This window comes from Pseudomonas sp. W4I3, from assembly GCF_030816195.1.
Taxonomy (GTDB): Bacteria; Pseudomonadota; Gammaproteobacteria; order Pseudomonadales; family Pseudomonadaceae; genus Aquipseudomonas.
The window spans coordinates 4750219-4770991 of record NZ_JAUSXS010000001.1; the positions used below are offsets into that span (position 1 = coordinate 4750219).

Here is a 20773-nt window from a genome sequence, read left to right on the forward strand (position 1 = left end):
TTTTAACTTGCGCCTTGAAGCTTGCCGCTGACTACTGGAGCAATGAAATGACGATTGAAACCTGGCTGCTGTTCAGCGGCGCGGCGCTGGTGGTGATCCTGATCCCAGGCCCCCTGTCCCTGCTGATGATCAGCAACAGCTTGAACTACGGCCTGCGCCGTTCCTACCCGGCGTTCCTGGGCGGCGTGTTTGCCTCGATCTGCCTGCTGAGCGCCTCGGCCCTGGGCCTGGGCGCGTTGTTGCTGGCTTCCGAACAAGTGTTCAGCGCACTGAAGATCGTCGGCGCGCTGTACCTGTTCTACCTGGCCTGGCAGAGCTGGCAGCAATCACGCCAGCCGGCCGAGGGCGCCAGTGTGCCGCAGGTGGCATCCACCCCGCGTTTTCGCGTGCTGTTCGGCCGCGCCTTTGTACTGGGTGCCAGCAACCCCAAGGACATCCTGTTCTTTGCCGCCTTCCTGCCGCAATTTCTCAGCGCCGAGCAGGCATTCCTCCCGCAGTTGCTGACCATGATCGCCACCTGGACCGTGCTCGACCTGCTCTGCAAGCTGGGTTACGGCCTGGGGGCACAGGGCGCCGCGCGGTATTTGCGCAGCGGCTCGGGCCAGAGCTGGTTCAACCGCATCAGTGCCGCCTTGTTCGGCTGTGCCGGCGTGGCGTCGCTGATCAAGGTTCGAGTGACAATTTGACGAAGTAAATAGAAGGAGGGAGTTGCCCCGCAGTAGGCCATTGGATGCCTCCAATAATCCGAACCAGGCGATTATTCCTAAGTGCACGGTTGATATCGTCTGTCATCTCCGTGTCTATGGGAGCCCGGAATGCACGAATCCAGCTTTGCTTAGTCTTGGACCCTCTTCTGATGGACGCCTTTTCAACCCACTCGCATGTCAAATAGTAGAGTTGGCCAGGAGAGTTGGGATGAGTGGCGATAAATTCATGGGCGGGCTTGGAGTAGCGTGTCCCGCTACGCTCCACGACAGTGAAACCCTGCTGCTCAAGCACCGTCCTGACGGCCGTACGCTGCGCGGTCTCTCTCTGTGCCATCACCGCTTTGCCGCCGTGCTGGAGCTGCACGTCCAACGTGGGCGGCGTGTAGTCGACACGCGTGAAACCAGGCGCCTTACCATCGTAGCCGATGTATATCGACCTGGTGGAGATTTCAGTGGGCCGCAACATTCTCAACAGATCGTCCGTTTGCCCAGGCCTTGCGGGTAACGGTGGTATCCAATCATCCAGGGTTGCACGGATATTGAGCAGATGAGTGGCCGTTGCAGGGCGGTCTGGACCGCTCAATTCGATCATCCTTGACACGGCAAATTCCCGGCTATGGCTTGTCAGGTTGGGAAAGGCCGTCCTTGTATAGTCCACCAAAGGCCTATCAAACAAGCGGTCATGGACCATCCATCCGCCTGCCGGATTGCGAGAGACAGGGATAGGTTGTTGGTCCATCGCCGTGCTTGTCCAACGCCTGATGTCGAGCCAGGCTGCTGATCCCGACACGTTATCCGGTTGGATAAAAATGATCCCGTCCAAAGGCGCTCGGTCCCCCGCAGGAAGCAACCTGTAATAAGCGAGCGTATCCGGTGTGGTTATAAGCAGGACATTATGGGGCGTCCCGGCGGCGTCCGCCGGAACATAAAACACGTCTGGCGCTACAGCACTCATTCGCGGGTCCATCTGACGTTGAATGTTCCACTCCAGCCATTGGTTAGACGTCGAGGATGAATGGGTGATCCGGCTCTCCGTCATGGCCCGTACAGTGGGCGGTTGCCAGCCCGGCGGCTCTGGCGTGGGCGTACGCCACGGTCGAAGCGTCCCCGAACTCGTTCCCGCCACCGGCTGAGGCGCGTCCGCGCCGAGCAACCATTCCCTGGGCTGATAAATGTCCAAAATCAACTCATCCTGCCCCGGCGTCTCCGGATTTTTCATGCGATACGCCGATTCACCTTCGCGCCGGTAAAGCGGGTAATGGTCTGCGCCGTCCGTCACAAACGGCTCGCCATTTTTCACGTAGATCCCCTTCTCATCCGGCGCTTTCAATGCCACCGCCCCTTCAGGCACGTCGTTGATTTTGAAACGACTCAAAGCGTCGAGTTGAGGCGCGGGTGAGGGTGAGGGTGCCGAGCGCGAAGTCCCGCGAGTCGTCATACGCAACCGATGCATGCGCGCCAATGCGGCCTTCTGGGCGGGACGTGCAACACTCGTGGCGACCTTGCCCGCCTTCTTGGGGCCAGGTAAAAAGTTCAGCAACAGGTCTATCGCCATGAAGGCGCTCATAAAGCCCACATCGACCGCATTGTTGGGATCGCCATACCGGTGATATTGCCGCGCGACCAGCAGCAATTCATAGAAGTCATTGAGCATCCCTAACAACGGGGATATAAGCCCCACCAACCGCCTTGGAATGGACGAGTGATGCTCTGCCAGACGGCGGGTTCGAAAGGCTTTAAGCGCCTTGCCGGAATGACTGGCAGCTTGGGTCTGGCGTTGCAACTCAAGTACGTTGGCGTGGTACAACAATGCCTGGGCGTCAGAGTGGGAAGTGGCCACCACCGCCAGCCAGCCCCGCGCGTCACTGGCAATCTGCTCCAGGGTTTGTCTTTCGATTTCATCAGGCGCCGGTGTCGGCTCCAGATGCGTGATCTTGAATGAGCGAATGAACTCAATCCCCCGCCATACCCCGTTCACCAGGACAAAGGAAGGCATGAGTTCAAGCAAATTGGAAAGCTCGTCGAGCTTATCCGGATGGTGGGTGATTGCCTCGAATGCCCAGCCGGGTGCGACTTGGCTCGCGAGCACTTTGACGTTTCCTGGCAATGCGCCAATACGGTTCAGGGCATCCTGGGCCTCTGGCAAACTGCTGTACGCGGTAAGGACCAAGGCAGGCGCAGCCTGCGGCCAATACACCACGCAAAGCCCGGAGGGTTTGTCCTGCACCACCACTATCCCGGCGATATAGCGATCATGCTGCATCGTATGGCCCACCAGATGCACCACATGCAATTGCAAATCGTGGTGGTTTTTCAGAAGGTCCTGGGGCGTGCGTGCCGCCATCGCCGTGCTGAATATACTCTGCGCATTTGCCGTCAGGCCGCGCTGTATTGCCAGAAACAGATGATGGTTGACGCCTGCGCTTAACGCGCGTTTCAGTAACGCGGGAATCCGTCCTTCGCTGAGCCTGCGGTCAGGCGTCATCGGCGGATAAAACACTTTATTGATCAAGGCGTCGTAATGTCCGCCTATATCCAGCGACGACACCAGTTGGGTCAGAACATCGGCACTGAGCTGTTGCTTCCACGCAGGTTGCAGGAAAACCGCGTAATGGAATCGCCACGCCGTCCAAGGCGCCAAGGGGTCCAGGTTATGCAGCGACAGTTGCAGCAAGCTGAAGGTTGTACGCGTGGTCGTCGGAGTAAATATGACGTTGCGACCGCCTACGGGGCAGCGACTTTCCCAGCCGCAATAGCTGGCATCGACATTATCGGGCATATCAATCAAGGGCTGATCAATGTCCAGCGCAGCGAAGACACCGTCCTGGCGCAAACGCGCGGTCAAGGTGCTGCGGGCGAAGGCGTGCAGGTCGGGCAGGAAGTCATCAAGGCGGGCTTTATAAGCGAACGCGCCACTCAGATAAAGGCGTTGCGAGCGTCTGAACTGTTTGCGCCGGACACGTGTGGCAGACGCCAACCATACCGGCATTTTTTTCGCTTCAGACGTGGCCTTGCGCAAAAACTCGATATTGGCCTGAGCATGGCTCAGGGCGCTATTGACGGGGACTTTCAGCTGCTCCTCCAGCTCAATCGCCAGCAACGCGCGGCTCAACTCTGCACTCTTCACCTCAGTGAAAATCTGGGTGATGCCCTCGGTACTTTTGTCCAGGCGATCGTGGTAACCAAGCAGGTTCTTGAGTGTGACCAGTGCAGGCTTCCGGTCGACGGGCAAGTAGCGCACGGCCAGTGTGTCCCGCACAGCATGCGCGCGCAGGTCGTTGCGTTTATCGCGTTCGACACAACCCCATAGCACGGAATCATCCCGACCGCCCAAGCTTGCCTTGATGCCCAGGGTCAAGGCATCCAGCCCCGCGAAGGCCTGCAGTCCGCCCTCCGTCCCGAACATGTACAGCACCACCGCAAGCTGACGTACCGGAACCCTCACCGCCGCCGCTGTGGTGACCACCCACGCATTATGGAGTGGGTAGAAGGCGTTTGGCTCGCTGCCCACGGCGATCGACAGTACACGGGTTTGGCTATCGGGACGTCGGGCTGGCCAGTGGGTGCTCCAGCACCTCGATCATCAGGTCACGATGAACCGTACTCAGCAGCTTGAGCCGGTACTGCAACTGAACCTCGTCGCGCAGCGCCTCAGCTTGAGTGTTCAAAAACAAGGAAAGACGCCTGGGCGTTCCGATGCCGCCGGGCCGTTCGCGCCAGAAATCCAGATTGCGCAAGCGTGGCCGCGCGCCGCACACCAATGCACTCAACGCTTGCGCATGGTCTTTCAGGCCAGTGGCCAGTGACATGAACTCCCCATATGCAGGCGTTTGAGCGGTGAGATCCTGCGGATCCAGCAGCGCAAGCACGCCTTTTTCATAACGCTTGATCTGGTGCGTAGCGGTCTGCAAGGCCAAGCCGGGCGAGGTGCTGGCGAAGATTATTTCCGTGCGTCGTCGTTGCCGGTCCCATTTGAGCAACGGCTCACGAAGCTCGCCGAGCCGAGCGCTGCCGATCAGTTGCTTTCTGGTCCCCTCTATATAGGAGAGAAACGCGGCGGCATTTCGTGGTGGAGGTCGAGGTCGTTCTTCAGAGAACACGTGGGAGGAATTGATCATCACCGCGCAGGCCAATTCGTTTCCCCATTGCTCACTCAGCAATGCCTGTGCGCCGAAGGCCAGTGCGTCGCCCATGACCTGCGCGCCCCGAGTCGCACCGGACGCAGGGGACAACTCCGCTGGTCGGCATAACTGACTGCGACGACTCAATGGCAAGCAGTGCCAGAGGTCGTGAAACAGGGAGCGGTTCAACTCCATCAAACCGCAGTGAAGAACGGCAAAGGATGGATACTCGTAGAAATTGCGGGTTACGCCAGGCAGGTAAACAATGTGAGGCACATCGATGGGGTCATCCTTACGATAAATATGCAATGCGCCGGGGATGGCGATCGAAGGCGTACCGGGCCACATCAACCGGGCCACTTGCACAGTGGCCCACTCACCACCCGCACGTTCGCGTGTTTCGGCGTCGGGAGCATCGATCACGGCCTTGATCATGGTCATTCCCGCACTCGATAGCTCGTCCAGTTGCCGCGCCATGAACGCCCGCTCCGCGAAGAGATCCTTATGTAATTCGACCCAACGTTCCCGACGCGAACGCCAGGAGCCCTGCGCCAGGGAGTCCCAGTATCGGTTTGTCGCCTGAGCCAGCCGTTCAAACAGCCTCAACTCGATAACGCGCCGGAGGGCTTCCAACGGTGTGTAGGGCAAGCGCCGGTCCGGATCGCCCTTGATACTCAAGGCCGTAAATTGATTGATGTTGATTGACACACTCGGCAGCACCAGCAGGGCCAGCGCGCGGTCAGTCAAACTGTTGACCTTTTCGGCCACGCGGGGTGGCTTGGGCTCGGTAAACAGCAGGCTGTCCGGGTCGATATCGAACGCTTTGCGCAGCTCGGTGCGGATCACCGAGAGAATCTTTGGCGAGCGGCCTGTCAGGCGTAACAGTGCCTTTACCGACTCACTGCACCGCAGGTCAGCCAGGCAGATCTGATTGACCAGGCGGCTTGGATGGGTGGCGGCGTTGATCCGCGCTTCCAACTGGTCGCGAATCTCTCGGAGCTGTGCCTCGGCCACAACGTCCGGCGCCTCGGCCTCGGCGGGTTCGAAGGTGGGACTGGAGGCGGGAGGCGTATCCGGCTGATCGGGCGACGAAGTCATAGGGCTTCTTCTCTATGGGGAAAAAGCCCAGCCTAGGCACCGGCGCTGTTTAAAAGGGGCTAGATAGTTGAATGCGCAGCCGAAAAAAAGCCCGCAGTGTGGGCGGGCGAAAAACCAACGAAGAGCTTTGGGGGTATGAAGCGAGGTGACGCTCAGCTACCGCGATAGGTGGAGTAGCTGTAAGGCGAAATCAGTAGGGGGACGTGGTAATGATCCTGCTCGGCGCTGATGCCGAAACGCAGCACGACGACGTCGAGAAACGCCGGTTCCGGCAATTGCACGCCACGGGCGCGGTAATAGTCGCCGGCGCTGAACTGCAATTGGTAGACACCGCTGCGGTAGTCGTCGCCCTGCAACAATGGCGCGTCGCAGCGGCCATCGTCGTTGGTCACGGCCGTGGCGACCAAGGCCAACTGCGCGCCTTCGACGCGGAACAGTTCAACCTTGATTGCGCTGCCGGGGCAGCCGTGTGCAGCGTCCAAAACATGTGTAGTCAAGCGTCCCATGGCGTCTTCGCGCCTCCCGAAGTCAGTAGTAGAGAACCCGCACTCTTTCAGGGCATCAAAAAAGCCGGCGATGGCTGATTAAGACATTTTCCAAAAAAATTGTACACAATAAAAATCACAAAACTTCGGATTTACCCGTGCGTGTTGCTTGACGGGCCAATTCCTGAGTAATCCTTGCTTTTAAACGACCTTTTGTCCATTAGCTGACCAGTCAGGCAAGTTTCTTGCTACACCCCTTATGACGAGCCCCAGCGAAAAAATGCAGAAATCCGGGCTTACAAAGTTCGCGATAAGTTGTATACAATCACTCATCGCTGTGACGCCACCCCAGTCTTTCCACTGCCCGGCCGCCACACACACTTGCTACCACGAACAAGAAGGAAGACTGCAGTGAGCGCTGACTACCCACGCGACCTGATCGGTTACGGCAGTAACCCTCCTCACCCCCACTGGCCGGGCAAGGCACGCATTGCGCTGTCGTTCGTACTCAACTACGAAGAAGGCGGCGAGCGCAATATCCTGCACGGCGACAAAGAGTCCGAAGCCTTCCTCTCGGAAATGGTCTCGGCGCAACCGCTGCAGGGCGCGCGCAACATGAGCATGGAGTCGCTGTATGAATATGGCAGCCGTGCCGGGGTGTGGCGCATCCTCAAGCTGTTCAAGGAATTCGACATCCCGCTGACGATTTTCGCCGTGGCCATGGCCGCCCAGCGCCATCCGGATGTGATCCGCGCCATGGTTGCCGCCGGCCACGAGATCTGCAGCCACGGCTACCGCTGGATCGACTACCAGTACATGGACGAGGCCCAGGAACGCGAGCATATGCTCGAAGCGATCCGCATCCTCACCGAACTGACCGGTGAACGCCCGCTGGGCTGGTACACCGGCCGCACCGGCCCCAACACGCGGCGCCTGGTGATGGAGGAAGGCGGCTTCCTGTATGACTGCGACACCTACGACGACGACCTGCCCTACTGGGAACCGAACACGCCCACCGGCAAGCCGCACCTGGTCATCCCTTACACCCTGGACACCAACGACATGCGCTTCACCCAGGTGCAGGGTTTCAACAAGGGCGATGACTTTTTCGAGTACCTCAAGGACGCCTTCGACGTGCTGTATGCCGAAGGGGCCGAGGCGCCGAAGATGCTTTCCATCGGCCTGCACTGCCGCCTGATCGGCCGCCCGGCGCGCCTGGCCTCGTTGAAGCGCTTTATCGAATACGCCAAGAGCCACGAACAGGTGTGGTTCACCCGCCGCGTCGACATCGCCCGGCACTGGCAGCACACCCACCCCTATACGGGAGCGGCGAAATGACTGCGTTCCAAACCCTGACACCGTCGAGCCTGAGCCGCGATGAATTCGTCGCCGCGTTTGCCGATATCTACGAACACTCGCCATGGGTGGCCGAAAAGGCCTTCGACCTGGGCCAGGACGCGTCGATCGACCAGATCGAAACCCTGCACCAGCGCATGAGCGATATCCTGTTGAGCGCTGATCACGCCAGTCAACTGGCACTGATCAATGCTCACCCGGACCTGGCCGGCAAAGCCGCCGTCCAGGGCCAACTGACCCAAGCCAGCACCGATGAACAAGCGGGCGCGGGTATCCACCAATGCACGGCCGAAGAGTTCTCGCGCTTCACCGAGCTGAACGAGGCCTATAAAGCCAAGTTCAAGTTTCCCTTCATCATGGCGGTAAAAGGCAGCAACCGGCACCAGATCCTCGCCGCGTTCGAAACGCGCATCCACAACGACACCGACGTCGAGTTCAAGTGCGCGCTGGACGAGATCAACAAGATCGCGTTGTTCCGATTACTGACCCTCTAAAACGACCATCCCCAGCCACTCCATCTAAGGCAGACAAGAAGAATGAAAGCTTACGCCGTACCTTTCGAAAAGTTCGTCAACCTGGCCGATGCCCGCCTGGGCACCAAGATCATCGAAGTCACCGATGACTGGTTCGCCGACGCCAACCGCCTGTTCCAGCCGACCCCGGCCGTGTGGAAGGAGGGCGTTTTCGATGACAACGGCAAGTGGATGGACGGCTGGGAGTCGCGTCGCAAGCGCTTCGAAGGCTACGACAGCGCGGTGATCCGCCTGGGCGTACCGGGTTCGATCAAAGGCGTGGACATCGACACTTCATTCTTCACCGGCAACTTCCCGCCATCGGCCTCCCTGGAAGCCTGTTTCCTCGCCTCGGGCGAACCGGATGCCAACACCCAGTGGGTGGAAGTGCTGTCGGCCGTGGAGCTGCAAGGCAACAGCCACCATTACCACGAGATCAACAACGCGCAGGCGTTCAGCCACCTGCGGTTCAACATCTACCCGGATGGCGGCGTGGCCCGTCTGCGTGTGTACGGCGTGCCGTTCCGCGACTGGTCCGCAGTGGGCGACAACGAACAAGTCGACCTGGCAGCAGCCTTGAACGGCGGGCGTGCCCTGGCCTGCTCCGATGAACACTTCGGGCGCATGAGCAACATCCTCAACCCGGGCCGTGGCATCAACATGGGCGATGGCTGGGAAACCGCGCGTCGCCGTACGCCGGGCAATGACTGGGTAATCGTCGCGCTGGGCCACCCTGGCGAGATCGAGAAAATCGTCGTCGACACCCTGCACTTCAAAGGCAACTACCCGGACACATGCTCGATTCAGGGCGCCTTCGTCAAGGGCGGTACCGACAGCCAGATCGAGACCCAATCGCTGTTCTGGCGTGAACTGCTGCCGGCACAGAAACTGGAGATGCACGCCGAACACACCTTCGCCGAGCAGATCAAGGCGCTGGGGCCGATTACCCACATCCGCCTGAATGTGTTCCCGGATGGCGGTGTGAGTCGCCTGCGCGTATTGGGCAAAGTATCGAAGTAATGCTGAGGCTGTAGGAGCGAGCTTGCTCGCGAAGATCGTCAACGATAACGCGCCCATCCTGGATAAACGCGGTGTACTTGAGCTTTTCGCGAGCAAGCTCGCTCCTACAAAGATTCAATAACAACTCCAGATTAAGAAGACAGCCATGCGCACATTGATGATCGAACCCCTGACCAAAGAAGCCTTCGCCCCCTTCGGAGACGTTATCGAAACCGATGGCAGCGATCACTTCATGATCAACAACGGGTCGACCATGCGCTTTCACAAACTGGCGACGGTCGAAACAGCACAGCCTGAAGACCACGCCATCATCAGCATCTTCCGCGCCGACGCGCAGGACATGCCGCTGACCGTGTGCATGCTGGAGCGACACCCGCTGGGCAGCCAGGCCTTCATTCCGCTGCTCGGCAACCCCTTTCTGATCGTGGTCGCGCCACTTGGCGATGTACCTGTATCAGGCTTGGTCCGCGCCTTCGTCACCAACGGCAGGCAGGGCATCAATTACCATCGCGGCGTCTGGCACCACCCGGTGCTGACGATCGAAAAGCGGGATGACTTCCTGGTGGTTGATCGCAGTGGCACAGGCAATAACTGCGATGAGCATTTTTTCAAAGAGGATGAGCGGTTGATCCTCGCCCCCCACCAATAAGAGAAGGTCTGATCACCCGACAACAAGGGTGACAGGCGAGAGGTAAAGACTGTGGAAGCACATTTGATGGAATGGCTGAACCTGAGCGTGCGCTGGGTTCACATGATCACCGGCGTCGCCTGGATCGGCGCTTCTTTCTACTTCGTCTGGCTGGAAAACAACCTCAATCGCGTCAACCCCAAGAGCGGCCTGGCCGGTGACTTGTGGGCGATTCACGGTGGCGGCATCTACCACCTGGAAAAGTACAAACTGGCCCCGCCGACCATGCCGGACAACCTGCACTGGTTCAAATGGGAAGCCTATTTCACCTGGATGTCGGGCATTGCGCTGCTGTGCGTGGTGTTCTACTGGAATCCGACCCTGTACCTGCTCGCCCCTGGCAGCAGCCTGAGCGGCACTGAAGGCGTACTGCTGGGCATCGGCTCACTGTTTGCCGGCTGGTTCATCTACTCCTTTCTCTGCGACTCGGCCCTGGGCAAGCGCCCTGCCCTGCTCGGTTTGATCCTGTTCGTGCTGTTGATTGCGGCGGCCTACGGCTTCAGCAAGGTATTCAGCGGCCGTGGCGCCTACCTGCATGTGGGGGCGGTGATCGGTACGATCATGGTCGGCAACGTGTTCCGCATCATCATGCCCGCGCAGCGCGCACTGGTGGCGGCCATCGCCGAGAACCGCACACCCGACCCGGCGCTGCCGGCCAAGGGTTTGCTGCGCTCGCGGCACAACAACTACTTCACCCTGCCGGTGCTGTTCATCATGATCAGCAACCACTTCCCGAGCACCTATGGCAGCCACTACAACTGGCTGATCCTGGCCGGGATCGCCGTGGCGGCGGTGTTGGTGCGGCACTACTTCAACACCCGGCATAACAGCCAGAAGTATGCATGGACCTTACCGGTGGGCGCGCTGGCAATGATCAGCCTGGCGTACGTGACCGGGCCAAAACCCGCCGAGCCGATCGCCAAGGCACCGGCGGCCATCGAGTACCAGCCGTTGCCGGAAACCGCGCTGGGTGGTGGTTTGAAAAAACCGGCCGAGCCTGCCGCTCCTGCGGCCGAACCGGCACCGGCCCAGGCCAGCACCGATTTTGGCCAGGTGCACAACGTGATCGAACAGCGCTGTACCGTGTGCCATTCGGCCAAGCCCACCAGCCCGTTGTTCAGCACCGCACCAGCGGGGGTGATGTTCGACACGCCGGAGCAGATCCAGCAACAAGCGGCGCGCATCCAGGCGCAAGCCGTGGCCAGCCAGATCATGCCGCTGGGCAACATCACCCAGATGACCCAGCAGGAGCGGGATCTGATTGGCACCTGGATCAACCAGGGGGCGCGTACCAATTAACTGATTCACAGAGATCCAATGTGGGAGGGGGCTTGCTCCCGATGGCGGTGGTTCAGTCACAGATACGTTGAATGACACACCGCTATCGGGAGCAAGCCCCCTCCCACAGGGGATCGGCAGTGTTTTGAACATTGCGCTCCACACAACACAAAAATAAAAAAGATTCGAGGTGTTGCATGTCCCAGTTAGAAACGCAGAACCCTGCCGCGCCCGCCATGGTGCGGCTGCCCCTCTTGCAACTGATTCTGGTAGGCCTGCAACACGTCTTGCTGATGTACGGCGGTGCCGTCGCCGTGCCCCTGATCATTGGCCAGGCCGCCGGGCTGAGCCGTGAAGAAATCGCCTTCCTGATCAACGCCGACCTGTTGGTCGCCGGCATCGCCACCATGGTGCAGTCGTTCGGCATCGGCCCGGTGGGTATTCGCATGCCGGTGATGATGGGCGCCAGCTTCGCCGCCGTCGGCAGCATGGTCGCCATGGCCGGCATGCCCGGTATCGGCTTGCAGGGGATCTTCGGCGCAACCATCGCCGCCGGGTTCTTCGGCATGCTCATCGCGCCGTTCATGTCCAAGGTCGTGCGTTTTTTCCCGCCGCTGGTGACCGGTACCGTGATTACCGCCATCGGCCTTTCGCTGTTTCCCGTGGCCGTGAACTGGGCCGGTGGCGGCAGCGCCGCCGCTACGTTCGGCTCGCCGGTGTACCTGGCGATTGCCGCGCTGGTGCTGGGCACCATCCTGCTGATCAACCGCTTCATGCGTGGCTTCTGGGTGAATATCTCGGTGCTGATCGGCATGGGCCTGGGCTACGCACTGTGTGGCACCCTCGGCATGGTCGACCTCAGCGGCCTGGCCCAGGCGCCGTGGGTGCAGGTGGTGACGCCGCTGCACTTCGGCATGCCCACGTTCGAGTTGGCGCCGATCCTGTCGATGTGCCTGGTGGTGGTGATCATTTTTGTCGAATCCACCGGGATGTTCCTCGCCTTGGGCAAGATCACCGGCCAAGACGTCACGCCGAAGATGCTGCGCCGTGGTTTGCTGTGTGACGCCGGCGCGTCATTCTTTGCCGGTTTCTTCAATACCTTCACCCACTCCTCGTTCGCGCAGAACATCGGCCTGGTACAGATGACCGGCGTGCGCTGCCGCTCGGTCACGATCATGGCCGGGGCATTCCTGATTGTACTGAGCCTGTTGCCCAAGGCCGCCTACCTGGTGGCCTCGATTCCACCGGCGGTACTGGGCGGTGCGGCGATTGCGATGTTCGGTATGGTCGCGGCGACCGGCATCAAGATCCTGCAGGAAGCCGACATCGCCGACCGGCGCAACCAGTTGCTGGTGGCGGTGAGCATCGGCATGGGCCTGATCCCGGTGGTGCGTCCGGAGTTCTTCGCACAATTGCCGTTATGGATGAGCCCGATCACCCACAGCGGCATCGCCATGGCCACCCTCAGCGCCTTGTCCCTGAACATCCTGTTCAACATTCTCGGCGGTGCAGAACGCCCTGCCGTTGAGCACGCCCACAGCTGAAGCTGTGCCCCATCGTCGCCTGGTGCGCGCTGTAACGGCGCACTTGAGCCCAGACGTGGGAGCCAGTATTCTCCGCGCCCGCTTGAATCGACGGTTTTTTATCGCCTTGGCGCGGCTTTTGCTACAGGCATAAAGTTGACCAGTCAGACGAGTTCTTCAGCAAATCCAAAGGCGCCACACCAGAGCGCCAGATTACAAAAAACATAAAACTTTAACTCGGGAGCACCGAATGAAACCTATGTTCAAAGGCCTGATGCTGGCGGGATCCCTGCAGGCCGGTGGCCAAGCCGTGGCCGGCGATTTGTTGCAGTGGCAGAACAACAGCCTGACGTATCTGTGGGGCAAGAGCTTTACCGTCAACCCGCAGATCCAGCAGACCGTCACGTTCGAACATGCCGACGCGTGGAAATACGGCGACAACTTCTTCTTCCTCGACCGCATCTTTTACAACGGCAAGGAAGACGGCAACGTCGGCCCGAATACCTACTATGGCGAGTTCAGCCCACGGTTGTCGTTCGGCAAGATTCTCGACAAGGATTTGTCATTCGGCCCGATCAAGGATGTATTGCTGGCCTTCACTTACGAGTTCGGCGAAGGCGACAACGAGTCGTACCTGCTGGGCCCGGCGTTTGATTTGAATATTCCGGGCTTCGACTACTTCCAGTTGAACTTCTACCAGCGCCAGACCGAGGGCAACCGCCCGGGTGACGGCGTGTGGCAGATCACGCCGGTATGGTCGTACACCATTCCCGTGGGCAACTCCGATGTGCTGATCGACGGCTTCATGGACTGGGTGGTGGACAACGACAAGAACGCCCGCGGCACTTACCACGCCAACCTGCACTTCAACCCTCAGGTTAAATACGACCTGGGCAAGGCGCTGCATTGGGGCGACAAACAGTTGTATGTGGGCTTTGAATACGACTACTGGAAAAACAAGTACGGGATTGAGGATTCGGGTGCGTTCAAGACGACTCAGGATACGGCGAGCTTCCTGGTCAAGTATCACTTCTGATTGAACACCGCAGGTCAAAATGTGGGAGGGGGCTTGCCCCCGATAGCAGTGTGTCAGTCAACATATCAGTGACTGAACCACCGCAATCGGGGGCAAGCCCCCTCCCACATTCAGTTCAGCGTCAGGCCGAGGAATCGCGACAGTTCCTCGCGCTTGGCCAGCGCATCTTTGCGCCCCAGCTCGATCAGCTCGCTGCAGTACCCCGCCTCGAACAGCAAGTAACTCAACACCCCTGCCCCACTGGTCTTGGTCGCTCCAGGCCCCCGCAAGAACATGCGCAACGCCGCTGGCAGTTCCTGCCGGTGCCGCGCCGCGATTTCGTCGATCGGCTGGCTGGGCGCAATCACCAACACGTCAACTGCCGCCACGCCGGGCGAGGCATGGCTGAATTGATTCAAGCGTTCCAGCAATTCGATATCGCTTTCCAGGCTGTCGATGAATGTGCTGTTGAGCATGTGCCCACCGATTTGCGCGAGTGTCGGTTCCTGACCGGTGTAGGTGCGCGGTGCCGACGGTTCATTGCCGCGTGGGTTACCGCTGACGCCCACCACCAGCACGCGACTCGCGCCCAGGTGCAAGGCCGGGCTGATCGGCGCCGACTGGCGAACGGCGCCGTCACCGAAAAATTCCTGGTCGAGTTTCACCGGGGCAAACAGCAAGGGAATCGCCGAACTGGCCAGCAAGTGTTCGACCGTAAGTTGGGTCGGCACGCCGATCCGCCGATGGCGCAGCCAGGGGTCGATGGTTCCGCCGCCTTGGTAGAAGGTCACCGCCTGCCCGGATTCATAGCCGAACGCGGTGACCGCCACGGCCTGCAGATGCTTGAGCCGGATGGCTTCGTCGATGCCCGCCAGGTGCAGTTTGTCCTGCAGCAGCTCGCGCAGCGGTGAACTGTCGAGCAAGGCCACCGGCAACTGCCGGCCCAGGCCCAACAGGCTATGAATGAAGAAGCGGCTCGCCTGGCGGATCACGCCCGGCCAGTCGCTGCGCAGCACCCGATGGCTGCGAAAGCCTTGCCAGAATGCCGTAAGGCGTTCGATAGCGGCGGTGAAATCAGTCGCGCCACTGGCCAGGCTGACCGCATTGATCGCTCCGGCCGAGGTGCCGACGATCACCGCAAATGGATTCGGCGCCCCCGGCGGCAGCAACTCGGCAATCGCCGCCAACACCCCCACCTGATACGCCGCTCGCGCCCCGCCGCCGGAAAGAATCAAGCCTGTGACCGGTTCAGCTGGGCGCATTGCATCACTCCATGTGGGAAAAGGAAGTCTTACCGACGGCGTTTTTCGTACAGCTTGGGTTCACCCGGTGGCCGGCTCTTGAAGCGGCGGTGGGTCCACAGGTACTGCTCGGGGCACTCGCGAACCGAGGCTTCGACCCACTGGTTGATGCGCAGGCAGTCGATCTCGTCCGTCTCGCCGGGAAAATCGGTGAGCGGCGCATGGATCACCAGACGGTAGCCGCTGCCATCGGCCAGGCGCTCCTGGGTGAACGGCACCACCAGCGCCTTGCCCAGGCGCGCAAACTTGCTGGTGGCCGTGACGGTGGCGGCCTGGATGCCGAACAGCGGCACGAAGATACTTTGCTTGGCGCCGTAGTCCTGGTCCGGCGCGTACCAGATCGCGCGACCGGCGCGCAGCAGCTTGAGCATGCCGCGCACGTCATCGCGCTCGACAGCCAGGGAATCGAGGTTGTGGCGCTCCCGGCCACGGCGCTGGATGAAGTCGAACAGCGGGTTGCCGTGCTCGCGGTACATGCCGTCGATGGTGTGCTTTTGCCCGAGCAGGGCGGCGCCGATTTCCAGGGTGGTGAAGTGCAAGGCCATCAGGATCACACCCTTGCCTTCCAATTGCGCCTGGGTGAGATGCTCCAACCCTTGCACATGGGCCAGCCGCGCCAGGCGCGGCTTGGGCCACCACCAGCTCATGGCCATCTCGAAGAAGGCGATACCGGTGGAGGCAAAGTTTTCCTTGAGCAGGCGTTTGCGCTCCTTGGCGGACTTCTCCGGGAAGCACAACTCCAGGTTGCGCGCGGCGATGCGGCGCCGCTCGCCGGCCACGCGGTACATGCCCGCCCCCAGCAGGCGACCAATGGTCAGCAGTACGCGGTACGGCAGCTGGGTGACCAGCCACAGCAGGCCCAGCCCCAGCCATAATGGCCAAAAACGCGGGTGCAGAAATACAGCTCGAAAACGCGGGCGATCCATTACAGATTCCGGTAAAGACAAGGGCCGCGCATTCTACAACGGTTCGACTCGGCTTGCGGCGGGTGAGTGTTCTCGTTATAAGTCTCGACACTTTTCGTGACAAGCCGCTTTTGCCGACCATGAGCCAAACCGAACCGCTAGACCAAGATCCCGTGTTCCAGCTGAAGGGCAGCATGCTCGCCATTACTGTGCTGGAACTGGCCCGCAATGACCTCGACGCCCTCGACCGCCAACTGGCCGCCAAGGTCGCCCTGGCACCGAACTTTTTCAATAATGCCCCGCTGGTGCTGGCCCTGGACAAACTCCCGGCCGGCCAAGGCGTCATCGACCTGCCCGGGCTGATGCGCGTGTGCCGCTCCCACGGTCTGCGCACCCTGGCGATTCGCGCCAGCCGGATCGAAGACATCGCCGCCGCCATCGCCATTGAACTGCCAGTACTGCCGCCGTCCGGTGCACGCGAGCGTCCACTCGAACCGCCGGTCGGTGAAGAGAAGAAAAAACCGGAAAAACCACCTGAGCCGACGATCAGGCCGACCCGGATCATCACCTCGCCCGTGCGCGGCGGGCAGCAGATTTACGCCCAGGGCGGCGACCTTGTGGTGGTCTCCTCGGTCAGCCCGGGCGCGGAACTTCTCGCCGACGGTAATATCCATGTATACGGCCCGATGCGCGGCCGTGCACTGGCCGGCATCAAGGGTGATACCAAGGCGCGTATTTTCTGCCAGCAGTTGACCGCTGAGCTGGTTTCCATCGCGGGTCAGTACAAGGTTTCCGAAGATTTGCGCCGTGATCCGCTGTGGGGGGCTTCGGTGCAGGTCAACCTGTCGGGCGATGTGTTGAACATCATCCGTCTTTAACGGATACTGCCGCATTTTCCAAGCATCTCTAGACTCTGATAGCAAAGCGAAACTGGCAATACTTGCGTAGGACTATTTGAAAGTAGGGTGTTTCCCCTGGGGAAAACCTGGCTTTCCCCTACACAGGCTGTCCGCCTGCAGCGAGTTTCAAGAGATGTTTTTCAGGGACCGAAAGTCCTTTTTCCTTAGGGGTGAAACACCTTGGCCAAGATTCTCGTGGTTACATCCGGCAAGGGTGGTGTGGGTAAGACCACCACCAGCGCCGCTATCGGTACCGGCCTCGCTCTGCGCGGCCACAAGACAGTCATCGTCGACTTCGACGTGGGTTTGCGTAACCTCGACCTGATCATGGGCTGCGAACGCCGCGTGGTGTACGACTTCGTCAACGTGGTGAACGGCGAAGCCAACCTGCAACAGGCCCTGATCAAGGACAAGCGCCTTGAGAACCTGTACGTGCTGGCCGCCAGCCAGACCCGTGACAAAGATGCGCTGACCAAAGAAGGCGTAGGCAAAGTCCTCGCCGAGCTGAAAGAAACCTTCGAATACGTGGTGTGCGACTCCCCGGCCGGCATCGAAACCGGTGCTCACCTGGCGATGTACTTCGCCGATGAAGCCATCGTCGTGACCAACCCGGAAGTGTCCTCGGTACGTGACTCCGACCGTATGCTCGGCCTGCTGGCCAGCAAGTCCAAGCGCGCCGAAGAAGGCCAGGACCCGATCAAGGAACACCTGCTGCTGACCCGCTACAACCCTGAGCGTGTCAACAACGGCGAAATGCTCGGCGTTGAAGACGTCAAGGAAATCCTCGCAGTGACCCTGCTGGGTGTGATTCCGGAGTCCCAGGCCGTCCTGAAAGCTTCCAACCAGGGCGTGCCGGTTATTCTCGACGACCAGAGCGACGCCGGCCAGGCGTACAGCGATGCCGTTGATCGCCTGCTGGGCAAGACCGTGGAACACCGCTTCCTCGATGTGAAGAAGAAGGGATTCTTCGAGCGTATCTTTGGAGGCAACTAAACAATGAAATTTCTCGACTTCTTTCGTGCCAACAAAAAGCCAAGCACCGCGTCGGTCGCGAAAGAGCGTCTACAGATCATCGTGGCGCACGAACGCGGCCAACGCAGCACACCGGACTACCTGCCAGCCTTGCAGAAGGAACTGGTCGAGGTGATCCGCAAGTACGTCAATATCGGCAACGATGACGTGCATGTCGCCCTGGAAAATGACGGCAGTTGCTCGATTCTGGAACTCAATATCACCCTGCCTGATCGTTAATCGAACAGGCGGCCGCCACGGCGGCTCGCTCACCTGATCCCTTTACGGGAACCAGGTGGGCGAGCCGCCGTTGGCGTTTGTTACGAGGCTGTTTAATGCCGCTGTCCAATATCCACATCCTGCATCAGGACGACGCTGTCCTGGTGGTGAACAAGCCGACCCTGTTGCTCTCGGTGCCCGGCCGGGCCGACGACAACAAGGACTGCCTGATTACCCGCCTGCAGGAAAATGGCTACCCCGAAGCCCGCATCGTTCATCGCCTGGACTGGGAAACCTCGGGCATCATCCTGCTGGCGCGTGACGCGGACACCCACCGCGAACTGTCCCGCCAGTTTCATGACCGTGAAACAGAAAAGGCCTACACCGCGTTGGCCTGGGGCCAGCCGGAACTGGACAGCGGCAGCATCGACCTGCCATTGCGCTATGACCCGCCGACCAAGCCACGTCATGTGGTGGACCACGAATTCGGCAAGCACGCGCTGACCTTCTGGAAGGTGCTGGAACGTTGCGGCGACTGGTGCCGCGTGGAACTGACGCCGATCACTGGGCGCTCGCACCAGCTGCGCGTACACATGCTGTCCATCGGCCATCCGCTGCTCGGTGATGGCTTGTATGCCCACGAACACGCCCTCGCCGCCTGGCCGCGCCTGTGCCTGCACGCGAGCATGCTGAGCTTTACTCATCCGCAAAGCGGCGAGCGCTTGCGTTTCGAGTGCCCCGCGCCCTTTTAAGCAGCGCACAGAACCAAATGTGGGAGGGGGCTTGCCCCCGATAGCAGTGGGTCAGCTAGACATTGGCTGACTGATCCGCAATCGGGAGCAAGCCCCCTCCCACATGAGTTCTGCATCAGTTCTCGCCACCGAGTTAAACCAATACGGTAAACTCCGCGCATTGCTGTCTGGAGCTAATTATGCGCGAAGCGTTGAATCAAGGCCTGATCGACTTCCTCAAGGCCTCCCCTACTCCCTTTCATGCCACCGCTGCCCTGGCCCAGCGCCTGGAAGCAGCCGGTTACCAGCGTCTCGACGAGCGCGACACCTGGGCCACCGAAGCCAACGGTCGCTATTACGTGACCCGTAACGACTCCTCGATCATCGCATTCAAGCTGGGCCGCCACTCGCCGCTGCAAGACGGTATCCGCATGGTCGGCGCCCACACCGACAGCCCGTGCCTGCGGGTCAAGCCTCAGCCCGAGCTGCAACGCCAGGGGTTCTGGCAGTTGGGCGTGGAAGTCTACGGCGGCGCATTGCTGGCCCCGTGGTTCGACCGCGACCTGTCCCTGGCTGGCCGCGTCACGTTCCGTCGCGATGGCAAGGTCGAAAGCCAACTGATCGACTTCAAGCTGCCGATCGCCATCATTCCCAACCTGGCCATCCACCTCAACCGTGAGGCCAACCAGGGCTGGGCGATCAATGCCCAGACCGAACTGCCGCCGATCCTCGCGCAATTTGCCGGTGACGAGCGCGTGGACTTTCGCGCTGTACTCACCGAGCAACTGGCTCGCGAGCACGGGCTGAACGCCGATGTGGTGCTCGACTACGAGCTGAGCTTCTACGACACCCAGAGCGCTGCGGTGATTGGCCTCAATGGCGACTTCATCGCCGGTGCGCGCCTGGACAACCTGCTGTCGTGCTACGCCGGGTTGCAAGCCCTGCTCACCAGCGACACCGATGAAACCTGCTTGCTGGTGTGCAACGACCACGAAGAAGTCGGCTCCTCCTCGGCCTGCGGCGCCGATGGCCCGATGCTGGAACAGACCTTGCGCCGCCTGCTGCCGGAAGGTGAAGAGTTCGTGCGCACCATTCAGAAATCGCTGATGGTGTCTGCAGACAACGCCCATGGCGTGCACCCCAACTACGCCGAGAAACACGACGCCAACCATGGCCCCAAGCTCAACGCCGGCCCGGTGATCAAGGTCAACAGCAACCAGCGCTACGCCACCAACAGCGAAACCGCCGGATTCTTCCGTCACCTGTGCATGGCTCAGGAAGTGCCGGTGCAGAGCTTTGTGGTGCGCAGCGACATGGGCTGTGGCTCGACAATCGGGCCGATCACCGCCAGCAACCTGGGTGTGCGCACCGTGGACATCGGCCTGCCGACGTTCGCCATGCATTCGATTCGTGAACTGTGCGGCAGTCATGACTTGGCGCATCTGGTCAAGGTACTGGGCGCGTTCTACGCCAGCCGCGACCTGCCCTGATCTCAGGGCTGAATGCGATCAAAACATGTGGGAGGGGGCTTGCTCCCGATGGCGGTGGACCAGCCAATACATCTGTTGACTGACCCGCCGCAATCAGGAGCAAGCCCCCTCCCACATTGGTTATGCGTCCAGCTGACCTGCATCACCTGCATTTCCCATAATCCGACCTAGACTTGTCAGTATTCCCACTCTGACAAGGCCGTCACACCATGATCTCCATGTCCTCCTTCCACGCCATGCTGATCCCCATCCTGATCGGCATGATCATGCTTGCCGTCGGCTTCAACTTTCGCGACAAACCCGTTGGCGTGTTCGGCATGTGGGTCGGCATGCTGCTGATCCTCGGCACCGTGGTGTACAAGATCCTCGCTAAATTGGCGGAATGACAAATGCGCTCGCATCTGGCATAGCGGC

The 20773-nt window shown here is 60.4% G+C and carries 19 protein-coding genes; 14 read left to right on the forward strand and 5 right to left on the reverse strand.

All coding sequences use genetic code 11. The features are described 5' to 3' along the window. The first annotated feature begins 47 nt into the window (after positions 1–47). Positions 48–686: a LysE family translocator gene (locus QF045_RS21540; protein ID WP_306493938.1), complete on the forward strand. Its 639-nt coding sequence runs from the start codon at positions 48–50 to the stop codon at positions 684–686. Here the strand turns inward: QF045_RS21540 and QF045_RS21545 are convergent. The 3 genes from QF045_RS21545 to uraH all read right to left on the reverse strand — a co-directional run bounded on the left by QF045_RS21545 (position 664) and on the right by uraH (position 6432). Continuing rightward, positions 664–4218, reverse strand: coding sequence for a dermonecrotic toxin domain-containing protein (locus QF045_RS21545; protein WP_306493940.1), 3555 nt, complete (start codon positions 4216–4218; stop codon positions 664–666). The genes QF045_RS21540 and QF045_RS21545 overlap by 23 nt on opposite strands. Before the next feature lie 25 nt (positions 4219–4243). Then, a complete protein-coding gene (locus QF045_RS21550; RefSeq protein ID WP_306493941.1) occupies positions 4244–5926 on the reverse strand; it encodes a dermonecrotic toxin domain-containing protein in 1683 nt (560 codons plus the stop codon). A 152-nt stretch (positions 5927–6078) separates the two neighbouring features. Further along, the gene (gene uraH, locus QF045_RS21555; protein ID WP_306493942.1) at positions 6079–6432 is read right to left on the reverse strand and encodes a hydroxyisourate hydrolase; all 354 of its coding nucleotides are present in this window, start codon (positions 6430–6432) and stop codon (positions 6079–6081) included. Positions 6433–6822: 390 nt separating this feature from the next. On the opposite strand from uraH, the gene puuE reads away from it, so the two are divergent. The 7 genes from puuE (at position 6823) to QF045_RS21590 (ending at position 13824) form a co-directional block, all read left to right on the forward strand. Next, complete coding sequence (gene puuE / locus QF045_RS21560) at positions 6823–7749, forward strand: allantoinase PuuE (RefSeq protein ID WP_306493943.1); 927 nt, start codon at positions 6823–6825, stop codon at positions 7747–7749. Further along, positions 7746–8261, forward strand: a complete 516-nt coding sequence (gene uraD, locus QF045_RS21565; RefSeq protein WP_306493944.1) for a 2-oxo-4-hydroxy-4-carboxy-5-ureidoimidazoline decarboxylase — start codon at positions 7746–7748, stop codon at positions 8259–8261. The genes puuE and uraD overlap by 4 nt, the downstream gene beginning before the upstream one ends. A gap of 42 nt (positions 8262–8303) precedes the next feature. Then, complete coding sequence (alc, locus tag QF045_RS21570) at positions 8304–9299, forward strand: allantoicase (RefSeq protein ID WP_306493945.1); 996 nt, start codon at positions 8304–8306, stop codon at positions 9297–9299. 145 nt (positions 9300–9444) lie between these two features. Beyond that, positions 9445–9948: an ureidoglycolate lyase gene (locus QF045_RS21575; protein WP_124387530.1), complete on the forward strand. Its 504-nt coding sequence runs from the start codon at positions 9445–9447 to the stop codon at positions 9946–9948. Positions 9949–9999: 51 nt separating this feature from the next. Further along, positions 10000–11286, forward strand: a complete 1287-nt coding sequence (locus tag QF045_RS21580; RefSeq protein ID WP_306493946.1) for a urate hydroxylase PuuD — start codon at positions 10000–10002, stop codon at positions 11284–11286. Between the two features lie 176 nt (positions 11287–11462). Beyond that, a complete protein-coding gene (locus QF045_RS21585; protein ID WP_306493947.1) occupies positions 11463–12809 on the forward strand; it encodes a nucleobase:cation symporter-2 family protein in 1347 nt (448 codons plus the stop codon). A 229-nt stretch (positions 12810–13038) separates the two neighbouring features. Then, positions 13039–13824: an outer membrane protein OmpK gene (locus QF045_RS21590; RefSeq protein WP_306493948.1), complete on the forward strand. Its 786-nt coding sequence runs from the start codon at positions 13039–13041 to the stop codon at positions 13822–13824. Between the two features lie 110 nt (positions 13825–13934). Here QF045_RS21590 and QF045_RS21595 read toward each other — a convergent pair whose 3' ends face one another. Both QF045_RS21595 and QF045_RS21600 read right to left on the reverse strand, forming a co-directional pair. Next, entirely contained in the window at positions 13935–15065 is a 1131-nt protein-coding gene (locus QF045_RS21595) for a patatin-like phospholipase family protein (RefSeq protein ID WP_306493949.1), read from the reverse strand. Between the two features lie 29 nt (positions 15066–15094). Beyond that, positions 15095–16030 (reverse strand): lipid A biosynthesis lauroyl acyltransferase, encoded by a 936-nt coding sequence (locus QF045_RS21600; RefSeq protein ID WP_306493950.1) that lies wholly within the window; start codon positions 16028–16030, stop codon positions 15095–15097. 119 nt (positions 16031–16149) lie between these two features. Between QF045_RS21600 and minC the strand changes: the two genes are divergently transcribed. From minC to QF045_RS21630, 6 genes are all read left to right on the forward strand, one after another. Further along, positions 16150–16887: a septum site-determining protein MinC gene (minC, locus tag QF045_RS21605; RefSeq protein WP_306493951.1), complete on the forward strand. Its 738-nt coding sequence runs from the start codon at positions 16150–16152 to the stop codon at positions 16885–16887. Positions 16888–17088: 201 nt separating this feature from the next. Then, positions 17089–17901, forward strand: a complete 813-nt coding sequence (gene minD / locus QF045_RS21610; protein ID WP_003192835.1) for a septum site-determining protein MinD — start codon at positions 17089–17091, stop codon at positions 17899–17901. Between the two features lie 3 nt (positions 17902–17904). Next, a complete protein-coding gene (gene minE / locus QF045_RS21615) occupies positions 17905–18159 on the forward strand; it encodes a cell division topological specificity factor MinE (RefSeq protein ID WP_003175252.1) in 255 nt (84 codons plus the stop codon). Between the two features lie 95 nt (positions 18160–18254). After that, positions 18255–18890, forward strand: coding sequence for an RluA family pseudouridine synthase (locus QF045_RS21620; RefSeq protein WP_124401415.1), 636 nt, complete (start codon positions 18255–18257; stop codon positions 18888–18890). A gap of 179 nt (positions 18891–19069) precedes the next feature. Beyond that, on the forward strand, positions 19070–20359 hold the full coding sequence (locus QF045_RS21625) for a M18 family aminopeptidase (RefSeq protein WP_306493953.1): 1290 nt from the start codon (positions 19070–19072) through the stop codon (positions 20357–20359). A 209-nt stretch (positions 20360–20568) separates the two neighbouring features. Further along, the gene (locus tag QF045_RS21630) at positions 20569–20745 is read left to right on the forward strand and encodes a hypothetical protein (protein WP_194937676.1); all 177 of its coding nucleotides are present in this window, start codon (positions 20569–20571) and stop codon (positions 20743–20745) included. Positions 20746–20773 lie beyond the last annotated feature (28 nt).

Bases quoted from the DNA above. Each gene is read 5' to 3' on its own strand.
- QF045_RS21590 (WP_306493948.1), top strand. From the start codon at position 13,039: ATGAAACCTATGTTCAAAGGCCTGATGCTGGCGGGATCCCTGCAGGCC.
- QF045_RS21620 (WP_124401415.1), top strand. From the start codon at position 18,255: ATGCCGCTGTCCAATATCCACATCCTGCATCAGGACGACGCTGTCCTG.
- alc (WP_306493945.1), top strand. From the start codon at position 8,304: ATGAAAGCTTACGCCGTACCTTTCGAAAAGTTCGTCAACCTGGCCGAT.
- QF045_RS21585 (WP_306493947.1), top strand. From the start codon at position 11,463: ATGTCCCAGTTAGAAACGCAGAACCCTGCCGCGCCCGCCATGGTGCGG.
- minC (WP_306493951.1), top strand. From the start codon at position 16,150: ATGAGCCAAACCGAACCGCTAGACCAAGATCCCGTGTTCCAGCTGAAG.
- uraH (WP_306493942.1), bottom strand. From the start codon at position 6,432: ATGGGACGCTTGACTACACATGTTTTGGACGCTGCACACGGCTGCCCC.
- QF045_RS21595 (WP_306493949.1), bottom strand. From the start codon at position 15,065: ATGCGCCCAGCTGAACCGGTCACAGGCTTGATTCTTTCCGGCGGCGGG.
- QF045_RS21600 (WP_306493950.1), bottom strand. From the start codon at position 16,030: ATGGATCGCCCGCGTTTTCGAGCTGTATTTCTGCACCCGCGTTTTTGG.
- QF045_RS21625 (WP_306493953.1), top strand. From the start codon at position 19,070: ATGCGCGAAGCGTTGAATCAAGGCCTGATCGACTTCCTCAAGGCCTCC.
- QF045_RS21630 (WP_194937676.1), top strand. From the start codon at position 20,569: ATGATCTCCATGTCCTCCTTCCACGCCATGCTGATCCCCATCCTGATC.
- minE (WP_003175252.1), top strand. From the start codon at position 17,905: ATGAAATTTCTCGACTTCTTTCGTGCCAACAAAAAGCCAAGCACCGCG.
- QF045_RS21540 (WP_306493938.1), top strand. From the start codon at position 48: ATGACGATTGAAACCTGGCTGCTGTTCAGCGGCGCGGCGCTGGTGGTG.
- uraD (WP_306493944.1), top strand. From the start codon at position 7,746: ATGACTGCGTTCCAAACCCTGACACCGTCGAGCCTGAGCCGCGATGAA.
- QF045_RS21550 (WP_306493941.1), bottom strand. From the start codon at position 5,926: ATGACTTCGTCGCCCGATCAGCCGGATACGCCTCCCGCCTCCAGTCCC.
- QF045_RS21575 (WP_124387530.1), top strand. From the start codon at position 9,445: ATGCGCACATTGATGATCGAACCCCTGACCAAAGAAGCCTTCGCCCCC.